Origin of the sequence: Pseudomonas sp. TE3-3-F2023 (assembly GCF_036784815.1) — a bacterium.
In the GTDB taxonomy this organism is placed as follows: Bacteria; Pseudomonadota; Gammaproteobacteria; order Pseudomonadales; family Pseudomonadaceae; genus Aquipseudomonas; species Aquipseudomonas pudica.
In genome coordinates this window covers 2,772,810-2,798,755 of record NZ_CP145113.1, presented here as the reverse complement: position 1 = coordinate 2,798,755, position 25,946 = coordinate 2,772,810, and the positions used below count along the sequence as shown (strand labels likewise).

Below are 25,946 nucleotides of genomic sequence, written 5' to 3'. Positions count from 1 at the left end.
CAAACGCCTGCCATCTCGGAAAAACCCCACACGGACTGGGCCCAGCCCATTGTCGCGCCACCTGTAACGCGCTAAGGTTCGGCTCCCCGCTGCGATTATTCTTGCTGCTGGGCCGCACGGGGATAGTTGGCGGCCGGCACCCGTGACCTGACGAGTAACACGATGGCTGATTTACCGATCGATGACTTGAACGTTGCCTCCAACGAGACCCTGATCACTCCCGATCAACTCAAGAAGGAACTACCCCTCAGCGCCAAGGCCCTGCAGACCGTTACTGCCGGCCGTGAAGTGGTGCGCAATATTCTCGACGGCAAGGACCATCGCCTGTTCGTCGTGGTCGGCCCTTGCTCGATCCACGACATCAAGGCCGCCCACGAATATGCCGAGCGCCTGAAAGTGCTGGCCGAGGAAGTGTCCGACACACTGTACCTGGTCATGCGCGTGTATTTCGAGAAGCCGCGCACCACCGTCGGCTGGAAAGGCCTGATCAACGACCCGTACCTGGATGACTCGTTCAAGATCCAGGATGGCCTGCACATCGGCCGCAAGCTGCTGCTGGACCTGGCCGAAATGGGCCTGCCGACCGCCACCGAAGCACTCGACCCGATTTCCCCGCAGTACCTGCAGGACCTGATCAGCTGGTCGGCCATCGGCGCCCGCACCACCGAATCGCAGACCCACCGCGAAATGGCATCGGGCCTGTCCTCGGCGGTCGGCTTCAAGAACGGCACCGACGGCGGCCTGACCGTTGCCATCAACGCCCTGCAGTCGGTGTCCAAGCCGCACCGCTTCCTTGGCATCAACCAGGAAGGCGGCGTGTCGATCGTCACCACCAAGGGCAACCCGTACGGCCACGTGGTACTGCGCGGCGGCAACGGCAAGCCGAACTACGATTCGGTCAGCGTCGCCCTATGCGAGCAGGACCTGGCCAAGGCCAAGATCAAGGCCAACATCATGGTCGACTGCAGCCACGCCAACTCCAACAAGGACCCGGCCCTGCAACCGCTGGTAATGGAGAACGTCGCCAACCAGATCCTCGAAGGCAACCAGTCGATCATCGGCCTGATGGTCGAAAGCCACCTGAACTGGGGCTGCCAGTCGATTCCGAAGAACCTGGACGATCTGCAGTACGGCGTGTCGATCACCGATGCCTGCATCGACTGGTCGGCTACCGAGAAGACCTTGCGCAGCATGCGTGCCAAGCTGAAGGATGTGCTGCCGCAGCGCAAGCGCGGCTGATACAAGAAAGCGGGGCCGCTTCGCGCCCCATCGCCGGAAAGCCAGCCCCCACATTTCAGGCGTTTCGCCGTACGTGTGGGAGCCAGCTTGCCGGCGATGGACGCGAAGCGGCCCCGCTTTTTTTTACAGAATCAGACCTTGCTCGAATGCCGTTGCTGGCGCTCCATGTAGCGCTCCACGTACGAGCAGGACGGAATCACCGTGTAGCCCATCTGGTCAGCGTACTCCAGGGCCCGTTCGGTCAGGGCGGCAGCAATCCCGCGGCCGCGCAGGGCGTTGGGTACGAAGGTGCGATAGATGTCCAGCGTCTGCTTGCCCAGGTCCATGTACGTCAGATAGGCACGATGACCGTCCACGCTGGTCTCGAACTGATGACCGGCCTGGTCATGGTGGATGGTCAGCGCTTCGCTCATCACTACTCCTCGCAGGTCTACTCGGCAGACCCATACCTTAACCGATGGTGGTTTATCCGGCACAGAATCCTCTACGCCACCTGTTGCCCCTTCGACCACTGGACGATTGCAATCGTTCGGATCCTGTGGCACTCACAAGATAGTAGGCGCCGCAGGCGGGATTGCTCAAGGTGGTGGCGGTTAAAAATGGCGAAAATGCAGCCAGATGTCATTCTTGCCAGCGCACCAGGAAGCCACCCGGTGTACTAGGGCTTAAGACGCTGAAGGACAGTTAAAGTCACCCTTAGTTCAACAAAAAAGTTCCTGTACTACAGTCGCTTGCGAACCCTGTACGTTTTTTTCACAGGCGTGTCGCAAATCTTGTCGGAAAGGCGTCAAGCAACATTTTTTTTGCAGTTCTTGCGCTTAGTCAGTTTACTTACTACAAGTAATGGGTACTATGTACGCCGGCCAGTTTCTCTTTTCCGAGAGATGGCTATTTAATAGAAAGTCCTTGAAGGGGAACACGATGAACAACGTTCTGAAATTCTCTGCTCTGGCTCTGGCCGCAGTTCTGGCTACCGGTTGCAGCAGCGTATCCAAAGAAACCGAAGCTCGTCTGACTGCGACTGAAGACGCAGCAGCTCGCGCTCAAGCTCGTGCAGACGAAGCCTACCGTAAGGCTGACGACGCACTGGCAGCCGCTCAGAAGGCTCAGCAGACCGCTGACGAAGCCAACGAGCGCGCTCTGCGTATGCTGGACAAAGCCAGCCGCAAGTAATAATCCTCACGGATTGTTATGGAGCCGACCCACTTGTGGGTCGGCTTTTTTATTGCCGGTACACAAGCAAACGCGCCTGGCAGAAACGAAAAGGCCTGCACTAAGGCAGGCCCGGGTGTGTCGCAATTACCTTACTGCAGTTCGGGCGGAATGCTCGAAACCATCGGTGCCCCACCCTGGCTTTCGGCCGGCACGGCAATTTCCACAGGCATGCCATCTTCCGCGGCCACCACGTCACGCACCATGTCCCAGTTCATGCGTAGGTTATTTGCCAGGTCTTCACGCTTGAGCAAGGCGTTGATAACAGCAGTGTGTTTATCGACCACCGACGGATTACCCTGGTCGTCCAACGGCGTGTGCGCCTCCAGATAGACCTTTCCGCCACTGATACCGAACTTGTAGGGCTCATTGATGATGCGCACCGGCGTACCCACCGGCACCATCTTCGACAGTTCCAGCACGTTGTTGTTGAGCATGCGGAAGCAACCGTGACTGGTACGCATGCCAATGCCGAATTTCTTGTTCGAACCATGAATCAGGTAACCCGGTACGCCGAGGGTGAACTTGAACGGCCCCAGCGGGTTGTCCGGGCCGGCCGGCACCACGCTCGGCAGGATGTCACCGTCAGCCGCGTGCTCGGCACGGATCGACGCTGGAGGGGTCCAGGTCGGGTTCGGCGTCTTGGCGGTGATCTTGGTATTGGCGATCGGCGAACCCCAGCCTTCACGGCCAATACCCAGAGGGAAGGTATGCACCACGTTCTGCCCTTTCGGGAAGTAGTACATGCGGTATTCGGCCAGGTTGATGACGATGCCCTCACGCGGGCCCGGCGGCAGGATGTAGCGGGTCGGCAGGATGATCTCGGTGCCGGCACCTGGCAGCCATGGATCCACGCCCGGGTTGGCGGCGATCATTTCCAGGTAGCCGAGGTCGTTGGCGGTGCCGATATCGGCGAACGTGTCCTCGTACTTTGCCTTGATCACATGCACCTGGCCGATGATGTCTTCACCGGGTGGTGGCAATGGCAGCTCCAGCGCAGCAGCGGGGCCTGCTACCAGCAGGGCGGCCAGGGACAGGCTACGGGTGACGGCAGGAAAGCGCGGCAACATCCGGTAAATCCTTCGAAAGGTGGGTCAAGAGAATCGATTGTACACCTGCGCCGATGCAAGCGGGAGGCATTGGCGCCATGCAAGCGTTCCAGATGATGAAAGGTGCGGTGTTCAGCCGCCCTGCAGCTCCGGCCACACCGGGCGCATGCCGCGCCGCTGGGCATCGAGGATCGCGCGGCACAGGTCGCACAGGCGGCCGTCGCGGTAGATCGAGCGCGGTACCCCCGACCAGCGCGGTTGCGCAGGCAGCAGGCCACCGCACAGAGTGCGGTCGGCCGGTACGCCCAGCTCGAGCTGTCGGGCCACGAGGTGGACGCGGATTTCCTGGCAGGCGAACAGGTCGAGCTGCTCATCAGGCTCGATCAGTTGGTAGGCATAAAGGGACCAGGCAGGGCGCGGCATTGGTGGCACTCGAAACGGGGGGCGCAACATTAGCCGAAAGACGGCGCCGTTTAAAGCATCAGAGCAAGGGTTTTATCGCCGGCCAGGCATTTTCCAGCAGGCGCTGCTGGGCGGCCTGAGCCGGGTGAATGCCATCCGCCTGCATCAACTCAGGCACGCCCCCTACCCCCTCGAGGAAAAATGGCACCAGCGGAACCTGTTTTTCGGCAGCCAGCTGTTCATAGACCTGGGCGAAGGCGCTGGTGTAGCGCACGCCATAATTGGGCGGCAGGCGCATGCCCAGCAGCACCACCTTGGCACCGGCCTTGCGCGCACTCTCGATCATCGAGGCAAGATTTTGTTGCAATTGCGCTGGCGACTGCCCGCGCAAGCCATCATTGCCGCCCAGCTCCAGCACCACCAGGCTCGGCTTGTGCGCTGCAAGCAGCGCCGGCAGCCGCGCCTGGCCACCTGCACTGGTGTCGCCGCTGATCGACGCATTGACCACCTTGTCGTCGAAACCTTCTTCCAGCAGGCGGGTCTGCAACAGGGAAACCCAGCCCTGGCGGGTATCCAGGCCAAAACCGGCGCTGATACTATCGCCGACAATCAGCAGTGTTCCCGCCGCCGCGCTCTGGGCCAGGCAATACAGGGCCAGACCGGCACTCAACCACCACACTCGCATCGGATTCTCCATGGGCCCCAGCATTCTCGTTGCGCAGAACCTTAGCAAAGTGGTCCCCAGCGCGGAAGGTGACCTGACCATCCTGCACGCGCTGTCCCTCGACCTGGCCCAGGGCGACAGCCTGGCCATCGTCGGCGCCTCGGGCTCGGGCAAGTCTACCCTGCTCGGCCTGCTCGCCGGCCTCGACCAGCCCAGTGCCGGCAAAGTCATCCTCGCTGGCCACGACCTGGGGCCGCTGGATGAAGACCAACGCGCGCGGGTGCGCGCCGAGCATGTAGGCTTTGTGTTCCAGTCGTTCCAGCTGCTCGACAGCCTCAACGCCCTGGAAAACGTCATGCTGCCGCTGGAGCTGGACGGCCGTCGCGATGCCCGCGAACACGCGCGCACCCTGCTCGAACGGGTCGGCCTGGGCAAGCGCCTGAGCCACACCCCGCGCCAGCTTTCGGGTGGCGAACAGCAACGGGTGGCCATTGCCCGTGCCTTTGCCGCGCAACCGGCGGTGCTGTTCGCCGACGAACCCACCGGCAACCTAGACAGCCACACCGGCGAACGCATCAGCGACCTGCTGTTCGAACTGAACAAGGAACGCGGTACCACTCTGGTGCTGGTTACCCATGATGAACGCCTGGCCCGGCGCTGCCGCCGCCAGATCCGCCTGGATGCAGGCCGCCTGGTGGCGCCGGTGGAGGCCTGATGAACCACATGCCGCTGTCCCGCCTGTGCGGCCTGGCCCTGCGCCAGCTGCTGCGCGACATTCGCGCCAGCGAAGTGCGCGTGCTGTTCTTCGCCCTGCTGGTGGCGGTGGCGGCCAGCACTGCCATCGGCTATTTCGGTGCCCGCCTCAACGGCGCCATGCAACTGCGCGCCAGCGAGTTCCTGGGTGCCGACCTGGTGCTGCAGGGCAGTGCACCGGCCCGCGACCAGCAGATCGAGGCCGGCAAGGCGCTTGGCTTGCGCCACGCCCAGGTGGTCGAGTTCACCAGCGTGGTCGGCGGCGACAACGGCATCCAGCTGTCCAGCGTCAAGGCTGCCGATGGTGCCTATCCGTTGCGCGGGCAAGTGCGCAGTGCCGCGGAGCCCTATGCAGCAGAAACCCCGGGCGGCGGCCCGGCACCTGGCGAAGCATGGGTCGAGCCACGCTTGCTGGCGGCACTGGGGCTTAAGGTTGGCGACAGCATCGATGTGGGCATGAAGACGCTGCGCATGACCCGCGTACTCACCTACGAACCGGACCGCGCCAACAACTTCTACAGCCTTACCCCACGGGTAATGATGAACCTGGCCGATCTGCAGGCCACCGGCGTGATTCAACCGGGCAGCCGGGTCACCTACCGCGACCTGTGGCGCGGCGATGCCGAAGCGTTGGCGCAGTACCGCGGTGCGCTGAAAAAGGACCTGGCCGCCAACCAGCGCCTGCGCGACACCCGCGATGGCAACCAGCAGGTCGGCGGCGCCCTGGGCAAGGCCGAGCGCTACCTGAACATGGCCAGCCTGGTGGCGGTGCTGCTGGCAGGCGTCGCCGTTGCCCTGTCTGCCAGCCGCTATGCCGCACGCCGCCTGGACGCCAGCGCCCTGCTGCGCTGCCTGGGCCTTTCGCGCCGCCAGGCACTGGGCCTGTACTGCATGCAATTGGCCATGCTTGGCCTGGTCGCCGCGCTGGTCGGCGCCCTGCTCGGCTGGCTGGCCCAGCTGGGCCTGTTCCGCCTGCTGCATGGCCTGTTGCCAAGCGTGGTGCCTGCAGGTGGCATCGTCCCGGCCCTGGCCGGCATCGCTACCGGGCTGGTGGCCCTGGCCGGCTTCGCCCTGCCGCCAATTGCCGCGCTGGGTCAGGTGCCGCCGTTGCGCGTGCTACGCCGCGACCTGCTGCCGATACCGCCCAGCAGCTGGCTGGTGTACGGCGCGGCCCTGTTCGCCCTGGGCCTGATCATGTGGCGCCTGAGCCTCGACCTGCTGCTCACCTTCGCACTGCTCGTAGGCGGCCTGGTCGCCGCACTGCTGCTCGGCGGCCTGCTGCTGCTCGGTTTGCGCAGCCTGCGCCAATTGCTGGCCGGGGCTCCACTGACCTGGCGCCTGGGGCTGGGCCAACTGCTGCGCCACCCCATGGCCGCTGCCGGCCAGGCCCTGGCCTTCGGCCTGATCCTGCTGGCCATGGCCCTGGTCGCGCTGCTGCGCGCGGAACTGCTCGACACCTGGCAAGCGCAGTTGCCCAAGGATGCACCCAACCATTTTGCCCTGAACATCCTGCCGGATGATCGCGAGCCCTTCGCCCAACACTTGCAGCAGGTCAATGCCACCTCGGCACCGCTGTACCCGGTGACACCCGGCCGCCTGGTGCGAATCAACGACCAACCGGTGCAGCAGGTGGTCAGCAAGGATTCGGCAGGCGAGCGCGCCGTGCAGCGCGACCTCAGCCTGACCTGGGCAGCCGAACTGCCCCAAGGCAACGCACTGACGGGTGGCAACTGGTGGCAGGCGTTGCCCGCCGAAGATGAAATCCCCGGTGTGTCGGTGGAGGCGGAACTGGCCAGCAGCCTGAAGCTGCAACTGGGCGACCTGCTGACCTTCGACATCGGCGGCCAGCAGCGCCAGGCCCGGGTCAGCAGCCTGCGCAGCGTGCACTGGGACAGCTTCCAGCCCAACTTCTACATGATCTTCCAGCCCGGCACGTTGCAGGGGCTGCCGACCACCTACCTGACCAGCTTCTATCTGGCACCGGGCCATGACCTGGATGTGGTTGCACTGTCACGGGCATTCCCGGCGGTGACCATCCTGCAGGTGGACGCCTTGCTCGATCAGCTGCGCAGCATCCTCGCCCAGGTGACCCTGGCGGTGGAATATGTGTTGCTGTTCGTGCTGGCAGCCGGGTTGGCGGTGCTGTTCGCTGGCTTGCAGGCGACGCTGGACGAGCGCATCCGCCAGGGCGCCTTGCTACGTGCGCTGGGCGCGGCGCGGCCATTGCTTGTCAAGGCGCGACGGATCGAGTTCGGCTTGCTGGGTGCGGCCAGCGGCTTGCTGGCAGCGGTCGGGTGCGAGCTGATTACCCTGGTGCTGTACCGCTATGCCTTCGACCTGCAATGGAGCCCGCATGTGTGGTTGCTGCTGTTGCCGCTGGCAGGGGCGTTGCTGGTGGGCGGTGCGGGGGTGCTGGGGACGCGGCGGGCGCTGAATGCCAGCCCGTTGGCGGTTTTACGCGAGAGTTGATGACAGCCTGTGCCGGCCTCTTCGCGGGTAAACCCGCGAAGAGGCCGGCACAGGCACCATCGGCTCATTGCCCATAGCTGACGCTGTTTACATACCAGGTCGCTTCACCGGTAGGTGTGTGCACCACCACCTCATCACCCTCCTCCTTCTTCAGCAAGGCACGAGCCATGGGCGAGTCGATCGAGATGTAGTCATTGCGCCCATAGATCTCGTCATACCCGACGATGCGAAACTTCATGGTCTCGCCCTCGTCGTTCTCGATCTCCACCCAGGCACCGAAGAACACCTTGCCCTCTTGCTGCGGCGAGTAGGCCACCACCTTCACATCTTCAAGACGCTTGCGCAGGTAACGCACCCGGCGGTCGATCTCACGCAGCAGCTTCTTGTTGTACTGGTAGTCGGCGTTCTCGCTGCGATCGCCCAGCGATGCCGCCCAGGTAACCTTCTGGGTAATCTCCGGGCGGTATACCCGCCACAGGTGGTCCAGTTCTTTCTTCAGCGCCTCATGGCCTTCCGTGGTGATGATGTTGGTACTCAACTGCGCGCTCCTCAGCGGCGGGTAATCAGGCCTTGGCGCGCGATACGGGTGAGGTGGCCGATGATTTCGGCGGCCTCGTCCGGTGCCGGGGCCTGGATCACGGCCAGGTCGAAACGGTCATTGCCATACTGTGCGAGGTGGCAGCCGGTATCGGCGAACTGGATCAGAAATGCACGCGCCTGGCCCTTGCGTCGGGACAGGCCTTCAAGGTGACGTAAAAGAGTGGGTTGATGCTGGCCGCCGAGCAGGATGCGCGGTGTGCGGGATGCCTGACTGGCAGGCAAGGGGCTCAAACAGACACTGGTACGTGGGCAACTCATGGAGCTTCTCTCCGCCTCGCGAATCCCGCTGGGCAGCGGTGGGAGGCGTCACCGAACCAGCGCTTTAGCGGTATTTCGGATGACCCGGAGAGGGTTTTCCTGCGCCCCGCAAGTAGCTGTTTAAATCGGCGCAGGCGGTATGCTAGAGCTACAAGCGGCAAGATACAAGCCTCAAGCCGAAAGTGATCGGCCTGCGGCTTGTATCTTGGGATTTACGATGTATCAGCGGGCGATCAGGCGGTCCAGCGAGAAGCGGCCAGCGCCTTCGATCAGCACCGCGACGGTGCCAGCCAGCAGGGCCAGGCCGAACTCATAGCCATTGTTGGACATGAACAGGCCGTTGCCGATGTGCACCGAGAGGATCGCCACCACCAGGGTCACCGCCAGCACCAGGGCCGCCGGGCGGGCCAGCAGGCCGATCACCAGGGCCAGGCCGCCGAAGAACTCGGCACTACCGGACAGCAGAGCCATCAGGTAACCCGGGGCCAGGCCGATGCTCTCCATCCACTGGCCGGTGCCTTCCAGGCCATAGCCACCGAACATGCCGAACAGTTTTTGCGCACCATGCGCAATGAAGATGATGCCGACCAGGATACGGATGACGCTCAGGCCAGCGCCGGCACGGGTGGAGAACAGAGCGTTGAGGGTGGCGTTATTCATGTCGAAGACTCCTTGAAGCGGGAAAGTTGTGTTGGATGGGCGCCATCATAATCGGTTCTATAGATATGAAAACCGCAAATAATCCAACATAACAATCGATAAAGTCGATCTTTCAACGCTTCGCCACACGCTCCAGCGCGGCACGCTCCCGATTGAACGCTAAAAAGTACTTGTTGACGCTATTGACGAAGTTGACCGGCCCCATGCCCACCTGCTCCATGGCGATACGTTCGGTCTGGAAGAACCACTGGTCGCCATTCAGCCCGCGCCGCCGCGCTTCCGCGCGCATGGCCTGGACGCGCTCGGGGCCCAAGTTGTAGGCCGCCAGCACGAAGGCCATGCGCTCGCGTTCGTTGATCTTGGCGCTGGCAAAGAACTTGCGCCGGATCAGCGCCAGATAGCGGGCACTGGCCTGGACATTGCCATCCACCGTGGCGGTGTTGCTCACCCCCACGCGCTGCGCCGCCGAGGGGGTGATCTGCATCAGGCCATGGGCCCCTCCGGTGCCGCGCGCCGCCGGGTTGAGCGTCGACTCCTTGAAGGCCAGCGCGGCCAGGTTGAGCCAGTCGATCTGCTGCGCCTCACCGTGTTTCTGCAGCACCGCCCGCAGCGCGGTCAGGCGCTGGCGATTCTTGCTGGCCAATGGGTCGTGCACCCGGTACTGGCGCCGGTAGATGCGCTCGAACGCGGCGTCCTGGTTGTCCGGTGCGCGGTAGCCCTGCAGAAAGCGATCGACCGTGGCCTGCAACTGCGGCGCATCGGGTCTCACATACCAACGCATGGCTTGCGGCGCCCCCAGCTTTACGCGGCTGTCCAGGCGCAGGCGCGGCATCACCCGAGCCCAGCGCCGGGCGATCGGCTGCTCGACCACGGTCAGGTGATAGATGCCGGCCTGGACCATTTCCAGCACATCCTCCACCGCCAAGGTCGAGTCGACCCACTCCACCTTGATCGGCGCGCGCTTGCGCAGCGCCAGCTGCTGGTTGACCTGCTGGATCAATGGGCCGGCGGCACTGGCGCTGGTCAGGGCCACGGTACGCCCGGACAACTGCTCTACATGGCTGAAGCTGCGCTCGCCCTTGCGCCCCACCAGCAGCAGCGGCACCTGGTCAAGCACCGGCGCGCTGCTGCTGACCCCGCGCACGACGGCGGGGTCGAGCAGTTCGCCCGGCGCGGCCAGGTCACCCTCGCCACGGGCCAAGGCGCCCAGCAACTGCTCCTTGGCCCGCGGGATCAGCTTGAGCTGGATCTCCTGACCGTCAGCGGCACGGGCATTGAGGTAATGTTCCAGGGCACGCAGGCGATAGTATTCGATGCCGACCGGCTCGCCCTTGACCTCACCGGAGCTGTTGCGGCTCTGGTTGACCAGTACCCGCAGCACCTGGCTGGTGCGAATCTGTTGCAGGTCACGGACCTTGGCCGGCGCGATGTTCTGCTGAGGTCCCGGCACGCGCGCATGGGCGGGCCCGGTCAATGTCAGCCCAAGCGTCAGCAGGAAAATGAGCCAGCATCGCTGCATGCGAAAACGTGTCCGTTGTCGGTGGGCGGCATCCATGGAGTTGCACCGCCAAGAGAGAAATGACGGCAAAAGACCACGGCAACAGCATGAAGTTCTTGGTTTTTTCAGAAAAACACGGTTTTTGCTATGCTGGCCGCCCCGCGGCACGAGGTAGCACCATGCAACTGATCGATATCGGCGTCAACCTGACCAACAGCAGTTTCCACGACCAGCAGGCGGCAATCGTCGAGCGCGCCCTTGAGGCTGGGGTCACGCAAATGGTGCTGACGGGCACCAGCCTGGCGGTCAGCGAACAGGCGCTGGAGCTTTGCCAGCAACTGGATGCGAGCGGCGCACACCTGTTCGCCACGGCAGGCGTACACCCTCATGATGCCAAAACCTGGGATGCCGGCAGCGAGCGCCAGTTGCGCCAGTTGCTGAATGAAGCACGCGTGCGCGCCGTGGGCGAATGCGGCCTGGACTTCAACCGTGACTTCTCCCCTCGCCCGCTGCAGGAAAAAGCATTGGAGGCACAGCTGGCACTGGCTGCCGAGCTGCGAATGCCGGTGTTCCTGCACGAACGCGACGCCAGCGATCGCCTGCTGGCGATACTCAAGGATTACCGCGACCACCTGACCGGCGCAGTGGTGCACTGCTTTACCGGCGAGCGCGACGCGCTGTTCGCGTACCTGGACATGGACTTGCACATCGGCATTACCGGCTGGATCTGCGACGAACGCCGTGGCACCCACCTGCACCCGCTGGTGGGCAACATTGCCGAGGGGCGGCTGATGCTGGAGAGCGATGCGCCTTACCTGCTTCCGCGCAGCCTGCGGCCCAAGCCGAAGAATGGGCGCAACGAACCAGCGTTCCTGCCAGAGGTACTGCGTGAAGTGGCCCTGCACCGGGGGGAGTCAGCCGAGCATACGGCGGCGCATACCACGGCAACGGCACGGGCGTTTTTCCAACTCCCCTGAACCCGACGCGCCCCTTTGCAGGAGCAGCCTTGTGCTGCGAAGAGGCCGTGACAGCTACAAATTCGGTTGGCCTTGCCTGCCCCTTCGCAGCACAAGGCTGCTCCTACAGGGGCTGGTGCTTGGTGTTGATATGCATCAACAAACTCCATGGCGCACGTAGGCACAATGATGGCACCTTGCCAATATTGTTCCCGCTCAACTCAGAGAAGACCTGCCCATGGGTGCCTGGCTTAGCAATGTTTCCCTGAAGTACAAGTTCTGGGCCGTCAACGCGGTGGCCTTTGTCACAACCCTGCTGCTGGTGCTCTATGCCGTGCACCTGGAGCAGCGCGCCCGCGCCGAGGCCGCGCAGGCCCAGGCGGCCGCGCAGGCCCAACTGCTGGCTGCCTGGCCGGCCGGCCAGCCGCTGCCCCGCCCGGCCAACGTCATCAGCTGGTCAGCCGGGCAAACACCCACCTTCGCGGGTGAACCCCTCGAGGCCCTGCGCAATGCCCAAGGCTGGGTCGAACTGCCCGCCGCCCGGCTCTTGGGCAACAACCCGCTACAGGGTGCGCAGGTGCTGCGCAACGGCGACCAGCAAATAGCCGTGCTGGCGCAGTCGCCAAGCCTGCGTCAGGTGTTCTTCGACCGCTTCAGCAACTACGCGGTATGCGTGCTGATCCTGATGCTGGCGATGCTCGGCGCCTCGCAGTTGCTGATCCGCTTCCTGCTCAGCCAGCTCAACACCCTCAAGGACGTGATGCTGCACGTGGAAAAAACCGGCGACCTGTCGGCCCGCGTGCCACTGGCCTGTGGCGACGAGGTCGGCCAGATGGCCGGGGCCTTCAATGCCATGCAGGCGACCTACCACCGCGTGGTCAGTACCGTCGCCCACACCGCCGCGCAACTGGACTCCGGTGCCGCGCGCCTGGCTGCGAGCATGAGCGACGTGCGCCACGGCATGCTCGGCCAGCAGAGCGAGACCGACCAGGCCGCTACCGCCATCAACGAAATGTCGGCTACGGTGCACCACATCGCCCAGCACGCCGGCGCCACCCGTGATCTGTCACAAACCGCCGATGCCCTGGCCGGTAGCGGCCAGGAGGTGGTCAGCCGGGTGCAGGATTCGATTTCCGGGCTGTCCAGCGGCGTTCAGCAAACTGCCGAGATGATTCGCCAGCTCGCTGAAGACAGCCAGAAGATCAATGGCGTTGTCAGCGTGATCCACAGCATCGCCGAACAGACCAACCTGCTGGCGCTCAATGCCGCCATCGAAGCAGCGCGCGCCGGCGACCTGGGCCGCGGCTTTGCCGTGGTGGCCGATGAAGTACGTAACCTGGCCAAGCGCGTGCAAAACTCCACCGACGAGATCACCACCATGGTCTCCGCCCTGCAGTCGGGCACCCGAGATGCAGTGGAGTTCATGCAGGAAAGCTCGTACAAGGCCGACGACTGTGTCAGGCAGGCCCAGGAGGCCGGCGAAGCACTGGCAGAGATTACCGGTGCCGTGGCGCAGATGCGCGAAAGCAACACCCAGATTGCCGTGGCCGCCGAGCAGCAAAGCCAGGTGGCCGAGGAAATGAACCGCGCCGTGGTAAGCATTCGCGATGTCACCGAGCAGACCGTGCATCAGACCGTGGGCTCGGCGACCACCAGCAGCGAACTGGCAACCCTGGCAGGTGAACTGAACAAAGCCATTGGCCAGCTCAAGCTATAGTCACCATAGCCAGCCTCGATTGGCCCCCGCCTGGGGGGCGCACTAAGCTTTGGGCATGACCGAGAGGAAATGCCCATGAGCAAACGCCTGCCCAACCTGCCCGCCTGGCAATGGCGCGGCTACCACCACAACCACCGCCACCCGGCCAATCTGGTATTGCACCTGATCGCCGTGCCGTTGTTCATCCTTGGCGCGTTGCTGATTCTGTCCGGGGTTTTCGGCCTGGATCTGGGCCAGATTGCCGTTGGCATCATTGCCTTGATCGCCGGCCTGGGCCTGCAGCGCCAGGGGCATCGCCTGGAAGCCGAGCAACCCGAGCCCTTCGCCAACCGCAAGGATGCCGTGCAACGCCTGCTGACCGAGCAGTTCATCACCTTTCCGCGTTTCTTGCTGAGCGGGGCCTGGTGGAAGGCCTGGCGGGAACGACACAAGCACCGCCATTGATGCTCCAATCACGCGCAATCTTTTGTAGGAGCGCGTGCAGGCCTGAAAGTATCTGCTAGGCAAACACGGTAACCGTCTGCCGGCTCAAGGCCAGCAGGTCGCCCTGCGCCGTCCTCAACTCAGCGGCGGCATGCCCATAACCATCCCGCGCATGTTCGGTTTCCACGCAATAACGGCACCAGTCCAGCGTCGATAGCTGCGCCGTGGGCTGCATGAATTCGATGGTCCAGGTCAACGTGCTGCCCGCAGCCGGCTGCTTGAGAAACGGCATCAGGCTCGGTGGCCAGGCATCGACCAACGCCAGCAGATGCGCCTCGTTGACCGGTTCTTCGGCCACTCCCCGCAAACGTACCCAGCCGCCCATCTGGCGCGACTGATTGCCACTGAACGGCAACCCACCCACCGCCCAGCGCAGGGCCACATGCTGCATGAACTCCGGGGTAACGCCATTGATATGGGGCAGCTCGGGGGCCGCGTCTTCGAGCGCTTTCATTTCCGTGGCCGGCAGCGCCGGCACATCGACCACTGATGGCCGCCCTGCGCCAAAATTGCCCTGCACCAAGGTCACCACCTGGCCGTCTTGAACGACACGGCCCAGCAAGGTACTGACCGCCTTGCCTTCACGCAGCACCTCCACATCGAAGCGGATTGGTACATCCGCTGCGGCAGGCGCCACAAAGCTGATGGCCAACGAACGCACGGGGCGGTCATCGGAGATTTTCTGACGCATGGCTTCATACACCATGGCAGCCATCAGTCCGCCAAAGGCGGCGCGCCCCTGGGTCCAGCTTGGCGGGACGCTCACAGATTCGGGGTTGGCCCGCACGGCGTCGAGCAGTTGCTTGAAATTCATTGGCCGGCTCCTGCCTGTAGCGAAAAAGGTCTGTCCATCCTAGCCAGCAAACCTTTGCCGATCAGCCCGCATATCGGTCATTTTTCGGGCTTTCGCCGCGCCAGCGCCTGCTGCAGTGCATCCAGCGTCACATCCGAATGGCGCTCGGCCTCGTGCAATTCCTCCTCCCAGGCGGCCTTGCACAGTGCCAGGTCGGCATGGTCGCGTGCCTGCAGCAGCCATTGCAGACGATCATGCCAGTCACCCAGGTCGCCTTGGGCCTGCTTAAGCAAGCGCCGCAACTGCTTGCCCGCATGGTCGAGCTGCGGATAGGCCTCATCGCCATAGCGCGCACGCTTGATGAGCAGACGCAGGCGGTGGCGATCGTGGGCCGGGTCCTGCAGCGCCTTGTGCAACTTGCGCCACTGTTTGACCAGGCGTTTGTCGATACGCTTTTCCAGCGCCTTGACCAGGCCTTCGCGGTCGGCTGCACGCAGGAACAGCGGAAACGCGTCGACAATCGCCAGCACCCGGGTCAGCTGCGGGCTGGCGGCAACACTGGCGAAGGTCCTGTCACGCCCTTCCAGGCGCCGCTGCCCGGCCTCGGCAAAACCACGCCCGATCAGTTCGGCCGCCAGCACTTCACGGTCACGCAACGGCGTGGTGAGGGTACCCAACGCCTTGGCGGCGGCCTCCAGTTGCTCTACCCCCGGCAGCCCACGCAGCGGCCGCAGCAGGCTGCGCAGGCGCCGCAGGGTGGTGCGCAGGTCATGCAAGGCCTCGCTGTCGGTATCGGCAGCCAGGCGCTCGCGGCACGCCAGCAGGCGCACCTGCAAGGCCACTGTCTGGGCAACCACATGATCGAGCATGGCAGACATTGATAGACGCTCCTTGATCAGCGCCCGGCGCGAGATTCACGAATGTAGAAGCGGGCCTTTTCGGCTTTTCTGGTACAGCTTTCATAACCTTCGAACTGCTGCTGGGTCTTGGCCCCGGTCAGTAGCGACAAGGCCTTGGAGTAGCTCACGGCACCGGCGAAGCCTTCTGCCTTGGCCAGGTCCAGTTCCTTCCAGGCGGCATCCAGTTGGGTCGCGCAACTCTCGCGGTAGGCCGTCTTGCCCGCGCAGCCAGCGAGGGCCAAGGCAATCAGTGGAAGGCAGATCCAGGCTTTCATCGGTAATACCTCAATGGAAAAAAACAGTGGCTGTTCGACGCCCCGGCAGCTGAAAAGTGCCCCGCCCGGCCAGCTTGGCCCAGCCAGTTTTATTACAGTAGCTCAGCGCGATGCACATTGAAGCACAGGTGGCGATGGGTGCATTGTAGGACCATGGTTGCACTGGCCGGGGAATGTTCATGAGCAAACGCGTGGCACTGGTACTGGGATCGGGTGGAGCCCGGGGTTATGCACACATCGGCGTGATCGAGGAAATCGAGCGCCGCGGCTACGACATTGCCTGCATCGCCGGCTGCTCCATGGGCGCGGTGATCGGCGGCATCTATGCCGCCGGCAAGCTGGAAGACTACCGCAACTGGATCGAGAGCCTCGACTACCTGGATGTGTTGCGTCTGGTCGACGTCAGCTTTCGTCTTGGCGCAATTCGCGGCGACAAGGTGTTCGGGCAGATCCGCAAGATCGTCGGCGAGATCAACATCGAGCAATTGCGCATCCCGTACACGGCGGTTGCAGCCGACCTCACCAACCAGCAGGAAATCTGGTTCCAGGAGGGCTGCCTGCACCAGGCCATGCGCGCGTCGGCAGCCATCCCCAGCCTGTTCACCCCGGTGATGCAAGGCAACCGCATGCTGGTCGATGGCGGCATCCTCAACCCGCTGCCGATCGTGCCGGTGGTGTCCAGCCACTGCGACCTGATCATCGCGGTCAATCTCAACGCCACCAACCAGAAGCAGTATCAGTTACCGGTGATCGAACGCCCGGCGGCATTCAAGATGCGTTTCGATGCGCTGCTCAGTTCGCTGGGCTCGCGCTTGCCGTTCCGGCGCAAGCCGGCCGAGGAGCTGATCCGCATCGAGCAGGAAATCGTCGCCGAAGGGCTGGCGCAGCCGAACCCGTGGCTGGCCGATGCCGCCGACCCGGAAGGCCAGCAACCGGCGGCGGCTCCGGAGCGCGAAGGCGCGCCAAAGTCGGCGACCGGCTCGTTTATCATCGACAATGTGGGGCCCGCTTCACTGCTGGACCTGATCAACCAGAGCTTCGAGGTCATGCAGACCTCGCTGGCGCAGTACAAGATCGCCGGCTATCCGCCGGATGTACTGATCAACGTGCCCAAACGGGTGTGCCGGTTTTTCGAGTTCTACAAGGCGCCGGAGCTGATTGCCCTGGGGCGCGAGATTGCGCGGGATACGCTGGATAACCATGAAGGGGTGAAACGCTAGGCCTTGTGCTGCTGGTGCCGACCTCTTCGCGGGTAAACCCGCTCCCACAGGTCCAACACAGGTTTCAAGTACTGTGGTGAACCTGTGGGAGCGGGTTTACCCGCGAAGAGGCCGGCACAGACAACTGAAACGAAACAGGCCGCTCAAGGCGGCCTGTTCGTTCATGCATCCATCACCTTAGTAACGGGTGATGTCCGCCTTGGCTTCCAGCTGCTTGCGGTATGCCGCGAAGTCTTGCTGGCCAGCACGCGACGCGAGGTAGCGGCGGATTTGCTGCTTCTCTTCGTCGGTGGCAGTAGCGCCTTCGTTGACACCCTTGAGCTGCAGTACCACCAGGCTACCGTCACGCAGCACAACGCTGCCATAAACCGGCTTGTCCTTGGCTTGCGGCTTGCCCAGGCGGAACAGCGCCTGCAGCTCGGCCGGGTCGATACCGTCCTCGCCACGGGTAACTGCTTCATAGGCCTTCCAGCTCTGCCCTTCATGCACGCCGCCCGCTGCAATGGAACCGTCACGCAGGCCGGCAATCAGCTTGTCCGCCTTGGCCTTGAGCTCGGCAGTTGCCTTTTCTTTGGCCAGGTGTTCACGGATGTTCCCGGCCACGGCTTCCAGCGGCAGTTGCTCAGGCTTGCGGTGCTCCTTGACGCGCAGCACCACGGTGGTTTCCGGGTCGAGCTCGATGGCGGTGCTGTTGGCACCCTCCTCCAGCACTTCTTCGGAGAATGCAGCCTGCACGACCGAACGGTTGGCAGTGATGCCTTCACCACCCTCGCGGCCGAAGGCGGCGGAGGTTTGCACCTTCAGGTTCAGGTCCTGCGCCGGCTGGGCCAGGTCGGAGGCCTCGTAGGCGGCATCCTGCAGCTGTTTGCTGGCATCGACGTAACGCTGCTCGACCAACGGAATCTTCAGGTCACGGGTCAGCTTGTCCTTCAGGCTGGCGAAGCTCGGCACCTCCGGCGCCTGTACGCCCAGCAGCTTGATCAGGTGGTAGCCGAACTCGGTGCGCACCGGCGCCGAGACCTGGCCATCCTGCAGCTTGTACAGCGCATCTTCGAACGCCGGGTCGTAAACGCCCGGGCCGGCGAAGCCAAGGTCACCGCCGCTATTGGCCGAACCCGGGTCCTGGGAGAACTCCTTGGCCAGCGCGGCAAAGTCTTCACCCTTGGCCAGACGCTGCTCGATCTCGTCGGCGCGGGCCTTGGCCTGGGCGTCGGTGACCTTGTCGTTGACCTCGATGAGGATGTGCGCGGCATGGCGCTGCTCGGCGAGGTTGGCGATTTCCTTCTCGTACTGTGCCTTGAGCTCTTCGTCGGTCACCTTGACCTGATCGAAGAACGCCGACTTCTTCAGCTCGATGTAGTCGATCACCACCTGGTCTGGCGACATGAACTCCTTGGCGTGCTGGTCGTAGTGCGCCTTGACCTCTTCATCGCTGACCTTGACCGCGGCCGGGTCGGCCTTGAAGGTCAGGGAGGCGAAGTCACGGGTCTGCTTCTCGAGGCGGGCGAAGGCATCGACCTGCTGGTCGGTGACGAAGCTGCTGCCGGCCAGGCCGGTGCGCAGCTGGCCGATGAGCATTTCCTCGGCGAGCATGTCGCGGAACTGCATGCGGCCATAGCCCATCTGGCGAATGACCTGGTCGAAACGATCAGCACTGAACTTGCCGTCCACCTGGAATTCCGGCGTCTGCAGGATCACCTGATCCAGCGCGGCCTCGGAGAAGGCGAATTTGGCATCTTCGGCGCCTTGCAACAGCAGCTTGCGGCTGATCAGGCCCTTCAGTGCCTCTTCGCGCAGCAATTTGTCGTCCAGCAGTGCCGGGTCGAAATCCTTGCCCAACTGTTGCATCAGCTGACGGCGCTGCATGTCGGCCGCCTGGCTCAGCTCGTTCTGGCTGATGGTCTGGCCGTTCACCTTGGCAGCGTCCTGGCTATGGGTGGCGGCCTGGAAAATGGCTTCGAAGCCGGTCAACGCCATCAACACGACGATTAGGCCGATGATGGTCTTGGCAATCCAACCTTGTGAATTGTCCCTGATATTTTGCAGCATGCGTCCCCCAGAAACGGCTGTACCACTGCGTCGACAACCGCGGAGCGTGGGTAGAAACCTGATAAAAGAAAGGCGCATCCGAGGATGCGCCTTTTCTTAGCAAACGTGTCAGGCGGGAACGTTTGCGCCCCGCCATCACCGTGCTCGGACCTGGCCAGGCCAGGTCCGGCTGAAAGAGACGACTTAGTTGACGGCGTCTTTCAGGCCTTTGCCAGCCTTGAAGCCTGGAACCTTGGCGGCAGCGATCTTGATCGCGTTACCGGTTTGCGGGTTGCGGCCGGTGCGCTCTGCACGCTCCTTGACCGAGAAGGTACCGAAGCCAACCAGTACCACATCGTCACCTTGCTTCAGGGCGCCGGTGACGGATTCGATGACTGCGTCCAGCGCACGGCCGGCTACAGCTTTCGGGATGTCAGCAGATGCGGCGATAGCGTCAATCAGTTCCGACTTGTTCACTCTAAGTCCCCTTATTTCTCTATTGAGTTTGTTTCTAAGTATGTAATGAAAAGCTTATGAAACGTGCGCTGGGTGGCCTGATGACAATAGCGTGCCGCTTTATAGCAAGGCCCCGAAAAAACTGTCAAGGAAAGCCCCCCAGCCAAAAACTACTAGTGCGTGCTAATTCTTTCCTTAGCATCGCCGTCGCGCTTTTCATCTTTCGCGACAATCTCCGGAGCCACATCTGGCAAGGGCTCCGGGGCGTATTGCAGCGCAATTTGCAGGACTTCGTCAATCCATTTGACCGGTTTGATCTGCAGATCCTGTTTGATATTTTCCGGAATCTCCTTCAGATCGCGAACATTCTCCTCGGGAATGATCACCGTCTTGATCCCGCCACGGTGTGCCGCCAGCAGTTTTTCCTTCAACCCGCCAATGGCCAGCACCTGGCCACGCAGGGTGATTTCGCCGGTCATGGCCACATCGGCACGTACCGGAATCTGCGTCAGTGCCGACACCAGCGCGGTGCACATGCCGATACCGGCACTTGGGCCGTCCTTCGGCGTGGCGCCTTCCGGCATGTGGATATGCACGTCGTGCTTCTCGTGGAAGTCGGCGGCGATACCCAGGCTGCGGGCACGGCTGCGCACCACGGTCTGCGCGGCGGTGATCGACTCGACCATGACATCGCCCAGCGAGCCGGTCTTGATCAGCTGACCCTTGCCGGGAATGACCACCGCTTCGATGGTCAGCAGTTCGCCGCCCACCTGGGTCCAGGCCAGGCCGGTTACCTGGCCGATCTGGTCCTGCTGCTCGGCCAGCCCGTAGCGGAACTTGCGCACGCCCAGCAGGTGCTCCAGCTGCTCGCTGGCCACCTTGACCTTGACCTGCTTCTGCCCGGTATGTTCCTTGACCACTTTACGGCAGACCTTGGCGATTTGCCGCTCCAGGCCACGAACACCGGCTTCACGGGTGTAGAAGCGGATGATGTCGCGGATCGCCGAGACGTCCACTTCCAGCTCGTCCTTCTTCAAACCGTTGGCCTTGACCTGCTTGGGCACCAGGTACTTGACCGCGATGTTGATCTTCTCGTCCTCGGTGTAGCCCGGCAGGCGGATGACTTCCATCCGGTCGAGCAGCGCCGGCGGGATGTTCATCGAGTTCGAGGTGCACAGGAACATCACGTCCGAGAGGTCGTAATCGACCTCCAGATAGTGGTCGTTGAAGTTGTGGTTCTGCTCCGGGTCGAGCACTTCGAGCAGTGCCGAGGCCGGGTCGCCACGCATGTCGCTGCCCATCTTGTCGATTTCGTCCAGCAGGAACAGCGGGTTGCGCACCCCCACCTTGGTCATCTTCTGGATCAGGCGGCCAGGCATGGAACCGATGTAGGTACGGCGGTGACCACGGATCTCGGCCTCGTCACGCACACCACCCAAGGCCATGCGCACGAACTTGCGGTTGGTGGCAGCAGCGATCGACTCGGCCAGCGAGGTCTTGCCGACGCCAGGCGGACCGACCAGGCACAGTACCGGGCCGCGGATCTTCTTGACGCGCTTTTGCACGGCAAGGTACTCGAGGATGCGTTCCTTGACCTCTTCCAGGCCGTAGTGGTCGGCATCGAGGATTTCCTCGGCCTTGGCCAGGTCCAGCCGCACCTTGCTCTGGGCCCTCCACGGCACCTGCACCAGCCAGTCGAGGTAGGACCGGACCACGGTGGCCTCGGCCGACATCGGCGACATCTGCTTGAGCTTGTTCAGCTCTGCCTGGGCCTTGGCCAGTGCGTCCTTGGGCAGGCCAGCGGCCTCGATGCGCTTTTTCAGCTCTTCGACTTCGTTGTGGCCTTCGTCGCCATCGCCGAGTTCTTTCTGAATGGCCTTCATCTGCTCATTCAGGTAGTACTCGCGCTGGCTGCGTTCCATCTGCTTCTTGACCCGACCACGAATGCGCTTTTCGACTTGCAGCAGGTCGATTTCGGCATCCAGCAGCGCCAGTACGTGCTCGACGCGGGTCGGCAGGTCGACGATTTCGAGAATTTCCTGTTTCTGCTCGATCTTCAGGGCCATGTGTGCGGCCATGGTATCGACCAGGCGCCCTGGCTCTTCGATGCTGTTCAGCGACGACAGCACTTCGGCAGGGACTTTCTTGCCCAGCTGCACGTACTGCTCGAACTGCGACAACAGCGTGCGCACGAACACTTCCGACTCGCGCTCGGCGGCGTCGACTTCGTCAATCAGGGAAACTTCGGCACGGATGTGCCCTTCTACTTCGCTGAAACGCTCCACGGCGCCGCGCTGCTCGCCCTCGACCAGCACCTTGACGGTGCCATCGGGCAGTTTCAGCAATTGCAGTACGGTGGCAACGGTACCGACGCGGTACAGGGCGTCTTCGCCCGGGTCATCGTCAGCCGGGTTTTTCTGGGCCAGCAGGAGGATCTGCTTTTCGCCCGTCATCGCCGCCTCAAGGGCTTCGATGGACTTTTCACGCCCCACGAACAGCGGGATGACCATGTGCGGGTAAACAACGACATCGCGCAATGGCAAAAGAGGCAAGTCGAGGGTGGTCTTCATGATTTCGCCTCTACAGCGGCCTTATGGCCGGAAACCGGTGGAAATGATGCTTGGACCTAATGTGGGGGCACGCTTGGGAAATTACAAGCGCTAGCGCAGGAAAAGCAGAAAGGGGCCCGTAGGCCCCTTCTTGCTTGCAACCGTCAACCGGCCCGTGCCTTGATCAGGCGTCCGGCGCGGCCTTGGCTTGCGGCTCGCTGTTCTCGTAGATCATCAGCGGCTGCGAGGCACCATCGATGACGCTCTCGTCGATCACCACCTTGCTGACATCCTTCTTCGAAGGAATCTCGTACATGGTATCGAGCAGCACGCCTTCGAGGATCGAACGCAGGCCACGGGCGCCGGTCTTGCGCTCCAGGGCCTTGCGCGCCACGGCCTTGAGCGCATCGCTGCGGAACTCGAGGTCGACGCTTTCCATCTCGAACAGCTTGGCATACTGCTTGGTCAGGGCGTTCTTCGGCTCGGTGAGGATCTGCATCAGCGCAGCCTCGTCCAACTCGTCGAGGGTTGCCAGTACCGGCAGACGGCCGACGAACTCCGGGATCAGGCCAAACTTGACCAGATCGTCCGGCTCGACCTCACGCAGGGACTCGCCAACCTTCTTGCCCTCTTCCTTGCTGCGTACTTCGGCTCCAAAACCGATGCCACCCTTGGTGGAGCGGTTCTGGATGACCTTTTCCAGGCCCGAGAAGGCGCCACCGCAGATGAACAGGATATTGCGGGTATCGACCTGCAGGAATTCCTGTTGCGGGTGCTTGCGGCCGCCTTGCGGCGGAACCGAGGCCACGGTGCCTTCGATCAGCTTCAGCAATGCCTGCTGCACGCCCTCGCCCGAGACGTCACGGGTGATGGACGGGTTGTCCGACTTTCGCGAAATCTTGTCGATCTCGTCGATGTAGACAATGCCCATCTGGGCCTTTTCCACGTCGTAGTCGCACTTCTGCAACAGCTTCTGGATGATGTTCTCGACGTCCTCACCCACGTAACCGGCCTCGGTCAGGGTGGTGGCGTCAGCAATGGTGAACGGTACGTTCAACAGGCGTGCAAGGGTTTCGGCGAGCAGAGTCTTGCCCGAGCCGGTCGGCCCGATGAGCAGAATGTTGCTCTTGCCGAGTTCGACTTCGTCACCCTTCTTGTCACGCTGGTTCAGGCGCTTGTAGTGGTTGTATACCGCTACGGCAAGCACCTTCTTCGCGCGTTCCTGACCAATGACGTACTGGTCCAGGATACCGCTGATTTCTTTCGGCGAAGGCAATTTGTGCGCGCTGCTCTCGGCCTGGGCTTCCTGCACCTCCTCACGGATGATGTCGTTGCACAGGTCGACGCACTCGTCGCAGATAAATACCGAGGGCCCGGCAATCAGTTTGCGCACTTCGTGCTGGCTTTTGCCGCAGAAGGAGCAATAAAGCAATTTGCCGCTGTCCTCGCCGTTACGGGTGTCAGTCATTCGATCGATCCAATCCGGTAGGCTTGCAACACAAGATGAAGGCAATTGCGGGCTTTTTCAAGTCCGCAGGTAGGCGCTTTCCGCGCCTACCTGCTCTGGCACCCCGGTTCAGGAGGCCAGTTGCCGCTTGTCGTAGACCGAGTCGATCAGGCCGTACTCGGCCGCGCGCGAGGCGCTCATGAAGTTGTCACGTTCGGTGTCGCGCTTGATGGTCTCGAGATCCTGGCCGGTGTGGTAGGCCAGCAGCTCGTTCAGGCGGGCCTTGATATTGAGGATCTCCTGGGCGTGGATCTCGATATCGGTGGCCTGACCCTGGAAGCCGCCCAGCGGCTGGTGGATCATCACGCGCGAGTTCGGCAGGCAGTGACGCTTGCCCTTGGCACCTGCAGCCAGCAGGAAGGCGCCCATGCTGCAGGCCTGGCCGATGCAGATGGTCGAGACGTCCGGCTTGATGAACTGCATGGTGTCGTAGATCGACATGCCGGCGGTGACAGAACCGCCCGGCGAGTTGATGTACAGATGGATATCCTTGTCCGGGTTTTCCGCTTCAAGGAACAGCAGTTGCGCGACGACGAGGTTGGCCATGTAGTCCTCTACCGGGCCAACCAGGAAGATCACACGCTCCTTCAACAGGCGCGAGTAGATGTCGTAAGCGCGTTCGCCACGGGCGGACTGCTCGATAACCATCGGGACCAGGCCGCCTGCGGCCTGGATGTCAGAGCTCTGCTGAATATAAGAATTGCGGGACATGTCCTGCGCTCACTCCCAAATAGTCATGGCTTGAATACGCACAAGCCAGCTCGAAGGCTGGCTTGTGGGGGTTTCCTACGAGAGAAGCCTGTTACTCAGCGGCGGCTGGAGCCTGTGCTGGTTTAACGGCATCTTCGTACGAGACCGACTTGTCGGTCACAGTCGCTTTCTGCAGAACAGTATCTACAACTTGTTCTTCCAGCACAACCGAACGGACTTCGTTCAGTTGCTGGTCGTTCTTGTAGTACCAGGCGATGACCTGCTCAGGCTCTTGGTAAGCCGAAGCCATTTCTTCGATCATTTCGCGAACCTTGCCTTCGTCCGGCTTCAGCTCGAACTGCTTGACCACTTCGGCCACGATCAGGCCCAGGACCACACGGCGCTTGGCTTGTTCTTCGAACAGCTCGGCTGGCAGCTGCTCAGGCTTGATGTTGCCGCCGAACTGCTGAACAGCCTGCACGCGCAGACGGTTGACTTCGTTTTCCAGCAGGGCTTTCGGCACTTCGATCGGGTTGGCGGCCAGCAGACCGTCCATGACCTGGTTCTTCACCTTGGCCTTGATGGCCTGGCGCAGTTCACGCTCCATGTTCTTGCGAACTTCGGTGCGGAAGCCTTCCAGGGTCGATTCCTTGATGCCGAACTGGGCGAAGAACTCTTCGTTCAGCTCTGGCAGCACAGGAGCGGCAACGCTGTTGACGGTGATGGTGAACTCGGCGGCTTTACCAGCCAGGTCCAGGTTCTGGTAGTCCTCAGGGAAGGTCACGTTGACAACGCGCTCTTCGCCAGCCTTGGCACCAACCAGGCCGTCTTCGAAGCCCGGGATCATGCGGCCGGAACCCAGCACCAGCTGGGTGCCCTTGGCCGAACCACCGGCGAACACTTCACCGTCGACCTTGCCGACGAAGTCGATGTTGACCTGGTCGTCCTTCTGCGCGGCGCGCTCGACGGCCTCGAAGCGGGTGTTCTGCTTGCGCAGCACTTCCAGCATGTTGTCCAGGTCGGCGTCAGCCACTTCGGCGCTCAGGCGCTCGACGCTGATCGACTCGAGGCCGCCAACAGTGAACTCCGGGAACACTTCGAAGATGGCGACGAATTCCAGGTCCTTGCCCTTTTCGAAGGACTTTGGCTCTACCGCAGGAGCACCAGCCGGGTTCAGCTTCTGCTCGACGATGGCTTCGTAGAAGGAAGCCTGGACCAGGTCACCGAAAGCCTCTTGGCGAGCATCGGCTTCGAAACGCTGACGGATCACGCTCATCGGCACTTTGCCTGGGCGGAAGCCGGCAACCTTGGCGCGCTTGGCAGTCTGTTGCAGACGCTTGTTGACTTCGTTCTCGACGCGCTCGGCCGGAACGGCGATGGTCATGCGGCGCTCGAGAGCGGAAGTGTTTTCAACAGAAACTTGCATGGATATTCCTCGTTGCACAGACGTTAGCCGGCGTTTGCCCGACTCCAGAATCAAGGGCAAGCATTCTAGTGAGTCGCGCAGCAGAAGTCACCCCACTCGGGACGACGGGAAACCACGCCGGTCGATTAACTTTCACGGCCCGC

25 protein-coding genes are annotated in these 25,946 nt (G+C 62.5%); 8 read left to right on the top strand and 17 right to left on the bottom strand.

Going from position 1 to position 25,946, the window contains the following annotated elements; all coding sequences use genetic code 11:
* The first annotated feature begins 162 nt into the window (after window positions 1–162).
* Complete coding sequence (locus tag V3314_RS12730) at window positions 163–1,239, top strand: 3-deoxy-7-phosphoheptulonate synthase (RefSeq protein WP_085600196.1); 1,077 nt, start codon at window positions 163–165, stop codon at window positions 1,237–1,239.
* A 131-nt stretch (window positions 1,240–1,370) separates the two neighbouring features.
* Here V3314_RS12730 and V3314_RS12725 read toward each other — a convergent pair whose 3' ends face one another.
* Complete coding sequence (locus tag V3314_RS12725; RefSeq protein WP_046615741.1) at window positions 1,371–1,652, bottom strand: GNAT family N-acetyltransferase; 282 nt, start codon at window positions 1,650–1,652, stop codon at window positions 1,371–1,373.
* Between the two features lie 508 nt (window positions 1,653–2,160).
* Between V3314_RS12725 and oprI the strand changes: the two genes are divergently transcribed.
* Window positions 2,161–2,412, top strand: coding sequence for an outer membrane lipoprotei OprI (gene oprI / locus V3314_RS12720; protein WP_003259780.1), 252 nt, complete (start codon window positions 2,161–2,163; stop codon window positions 2,410–2,412).
* 131 nt (window positions 2,413–2,543) lie between these two features.
* Here the strand turns inward: oprI and V3314_RS12715 are convergent, their stop codons facing one another.
* The 3 genes from V3314_RS12715 to V3314_RS12705 form a co-directional block, all read right to left on the bottom strand.
* Window positions 2,544–3,521, bottom strand: coding sequence for a L,D-transpeptidase family protein (locus tag V3314_RS12715; protein ID WP_046615742.1), 978 nt, complete (start codon window positions 3,519–3,521; stop codon window positions 2,544–2,546).
* 111 nt (window positions 3,522–3,632) lie between these two features.
* On the bottom strand, window positions 3,633–3,923 hold the full coding sequence (locus tag V3314_RS12710; protein ID WP_013971899.1) for a hypothetical protein: 291 nt from the start codon (window positions 3,921–3,923) through the stop codon (window positions 3,633–3,635).
* Window positions 3,924–3,981: 58 nt separating this feature from the next.
* Window positions 3,982–4,587: an arylesterase gene (locus V3314_RS12705; protein WP_338460298.1), complete on the bottom strand. Its 606-nt coding sequence runs from the start codon at window positions 4,585–4,587 to the stop codon at window positions 3,982–3,984.
* A gap of 10 nt (window positions 4,588–4,597) precedes the next feature.
* Here V3314_RS12705 and V3314_RS12700 point away from each other — a divergent pair, with 10 nt between their 5' ends.
* Together V3314_RS12700 and V3314_RS12695 are read left to right on the top strand one after the other, a co-directional pair.
* Window positions 4,598–5,281 (top strand): ABC transporter ATP-binding protein, encoded by a 684-nt coding sequence (locus tag V3314_RS12700; protein ID WP_016714756.1) that lies wholly within the window; start codon window positions 4,598–4,600, stop codon window positions 5,279–5,281.
* On the top strand, window positions 5,281–7,788 hold the full coding sequence (locus V3314_RS12695; RefSeq protein WP_322493137.1) for an FtsX-like permease family protein: 2,508 nt from the start codon (window positions 5,281–5,283) through the stop codon (window positions 7,786–7,788). Before V3314_RS12700 ends, V3314_RS12695 begins: the two co-directional genes overlap by 1 nt.
* A gap of 64 nt (window positions 7,789–7,852) precedes the next feature.
* Here the strand turns inward: V3314_RS12695 and greB are convergent, their stop codons facing one another.
* From greB to V3314_RS12675, 4 genes are all read right to left on the bottom strand, one after another.
* The gene (gene greB / locus V3314_RS12690) at window positions 7,853–8,326 is read right to left on the bottom strand and encodes a transcription elongation factor GreB (protein WP_135003139.1); all 474 of its coding nucleotides are present in this window, start codon (window positions 8,324–8,326) and stop codon (window positions 7,853–7,855) included.
* An 11-nt stretch (window positions 8,327–8,337) separates the two neighbouring features.
* On the bottom strand, window positions 8,338–8,646 hold the full coding sequence (locus tag V3314_RS12685) for a hypothetical protein (RefSeq protein ID WP_025338428.1): 309 nt from the start codon (window positions 8,644–8,646) through the stop codon (window positions 8,338–8,340).
* 222 nt (window positions 8,647–8,868) lie between these two features.
* Window positions 8,869–9,306, bottom strand: a complete 438-nt coding sequence (locus tag V3314_RS12680) for a DoxX family protein (RefSeq protein WP_015269705.1) — start codon at window positions 9,304–9,306, stop codon at window positions 8,869–8,871.
* Between the two features lie 112 nt (window positions 9,307–9,418).
* Window positions 9,419–10,825 carry a transglycosylase SLT domain-containing protein gene (locus V3314_RS12675; protein WP_196173730.1) on the bottom strand — a complete coding sequence of 469 codons (1,407 nt, stop codon included), beginning with the start codon at window positions 10,823–10,825 and terminating at the stop codon, window positions 9,419–9,421.
* A gap of 158 nt (window positions 10,826–10,983) precedes the next feature.
* Here V3314_RS12675 and V3314_RS12670 point away from each other — a divergent pair, with 158 nt between their 5' ends.
* The 3 genes from V3314_RS12670 (at window position 10,984) to V3314_RS12660 (ending at window position 13,921) form a co-directional block, all read left to right on the top strand.
* The gene (locus V3314_RS12670; protein ID WP_046617229.1) at window positions 10,984–11,781 is read left to right on the top strand and encodes a TatD family hydrolase; all 798 of its coding nucleotides are present in this window, start codon (window positions 10,984–10,986) and stop codon (window positions 11,779–11,781) included.
* 217 nt (window positions 11,782–11,998) lie between these two features.
* Window positions 11,999–13,477: a methyl-accepting chemotaxis protein gene (locus tag V3314_RS12665; protein ID WP_108480315.1), complete on the top strand. Its 1,479-nt coding sequence runs from the start codon at window positions 11,999–12,001 to the stop codon at window positions 13,475–13,477.
* Between the two features lie 75 nt (window positions 13,478–13,552).
* Window positions 13,553–13,921: an Mpo1-like protein gene (locus V3314_RS12660; RefSeq protein WP_338460297.1), complete on the top strand. Its 369-nt coding sequence runs from the start codon at window positions 13,553–13,555 to the stop codon at window positions 13,919–13,921.
* Between the two features lie 55 nt (window positions 13,922–13,976).
* Here V3314_RS12660 and V3314_RS12655 read toward each other — a convergent pair whose 3' ends face one another.
* The 3 genes from V3314_RS12655 to V3314_RS12645 all read right to left on the bottom strand — a co-directional run bounded on the left by V3314_RS12655 (window position 13,977) and on the right by V3314_RS12645 (window position 15,927).
* Entirely contained in the window at window positions 13,977–14,774 is a 798-nt protein-coding gene (locus tag V3314_RS12655) for a thioesterase family protein (protein WP_338460296.1), read from the bottom strand.
* Between the two features lie 77 nt (window positions 14,775–14,851).
* The gene (locus V3314_RS12650) at window positions 14,852–15,631 is read right to left on the bottom strand and encodes a CHAD domain-containing protein (RefSeq protein WP_338460295.1); all 780 of its coding nucleotides are present in this window, start codon (window positions 15,629–15,631) and stop codon (window positions 14,852–14,854) included.
* Window positions 15,632–15,648: 17 nt separating this feature from the next.
* A complete protein-coding gene (locus tag V3314_RS12645) occupies window positions 15,649–15,927 on the bottom strand; it encodes a hypothetical protein (protein WP_003259403.1) in 279 nt (92 codons plus the stop codon).
* A gap of 179 nt (window positions 15,928–16,106) precedes the next feature.
* Between V3314_RS12645 and V3314_RS12640 the strand changes: the two genes are divergently transcribed.
* On the top strand, window positions 16,107–17,147 hold the full coding sequence (locus V3314_RS12640; RefSeq protein WP_046617224.1) for a patatin-like phospholipase family protein: 1,041 nt from the start codon (window positions 16,107–16,109) through the stop codon (window positions 17,145–17,147).
* Window positions 17,148–17,324: 177 nt separating this feature from the next.
* Here V3314_RS12640 and V3314_RS12635 read toward each other — a convergent pair whose 3' ends face one another.
* The 6 genes from V3314_RS12635 to tig all read right to left on the bottom strand — a co-directional run bounded on the left by V3314_RS12635 (window position 17,325) and on the right by tig (window position 25,803).
* Window positions 17,325–19,196, bottom strand: a complete 1,872-nt coding sequence (locus V3314_RS12635) for a SurA N-terminal domain-containing protein (protein ID WP_338460294.1) — start codon at window positions 19,194–19,196, stop codon at window positions 17,325–17,327.
* 183 nt (window positions 19,197–19,379) lie between these two features.
* A complete protein-coding gene (locus V3314_RS12630; RefSeq protein WP_003259401.1) occupies window positions 19,380–19,652 on the bottom strand; it encodes an HU family DNA-binding protein in 273 nt (90 codons plus the stop codon).
* 152 nt (window positions 19,653–19,804) lie between these two features.
* The gene (lon, locus tag V3314_RS12625; protein WP_338460293.1) at window positions 19,805–22,201 is read right to left on the bottom strand and encodes an endopeptidase La; all 2,397 of its coding nucleotides are present in this window, start codon (window positions 22,199–22,201) and stop codon (window positions 19,805–19,807) included.
* A 163-nt stretch (window positions 22,202–22,364) separates the two neighbouring features.
* Window positions 22,365–23,648: an ATP-dependent Clp protease ATP-binding subunit ClpX gene (clpX, locus tag V3314_RS12620; protein WP_338460292.1), complete on the bottom strand. Its 1,284-nt coding sequence runs from the start codon at window positions 23,646–23,648 to the stop codon at window positions 22,365–22,367.
* A gap of 108 nt (window positions 23,649–23,756) precedes the next feature.
* Window positions 23,757–24,398, bottom strand: coding sequence for an ATP-dependent Clp endopeptidase proteolytic subunit ClpP (gene clpP, locus V3314_RS12615; RefSeq protein WP_003259400.1), 642 nt, complete (start codon window positions 24,396–24,398; stop codon window positions 23,757–23,759).
* Window positions 24,399–24,489: 91 nt separating this feature from the next.
* On the bottom strand, window positions 24,490–25,803 hold the full coding sequence (gene tig, locus V3314_RS12610; RefSeq protein WP_085600182.1) for a trigger factor: 1,314 nt from the start codon (window positions 25,801–25,803) through the stop codon (window positions 24,490–24,492).
* Window positions 25,804–25,946: the final 143 nt, after the last annotated feature.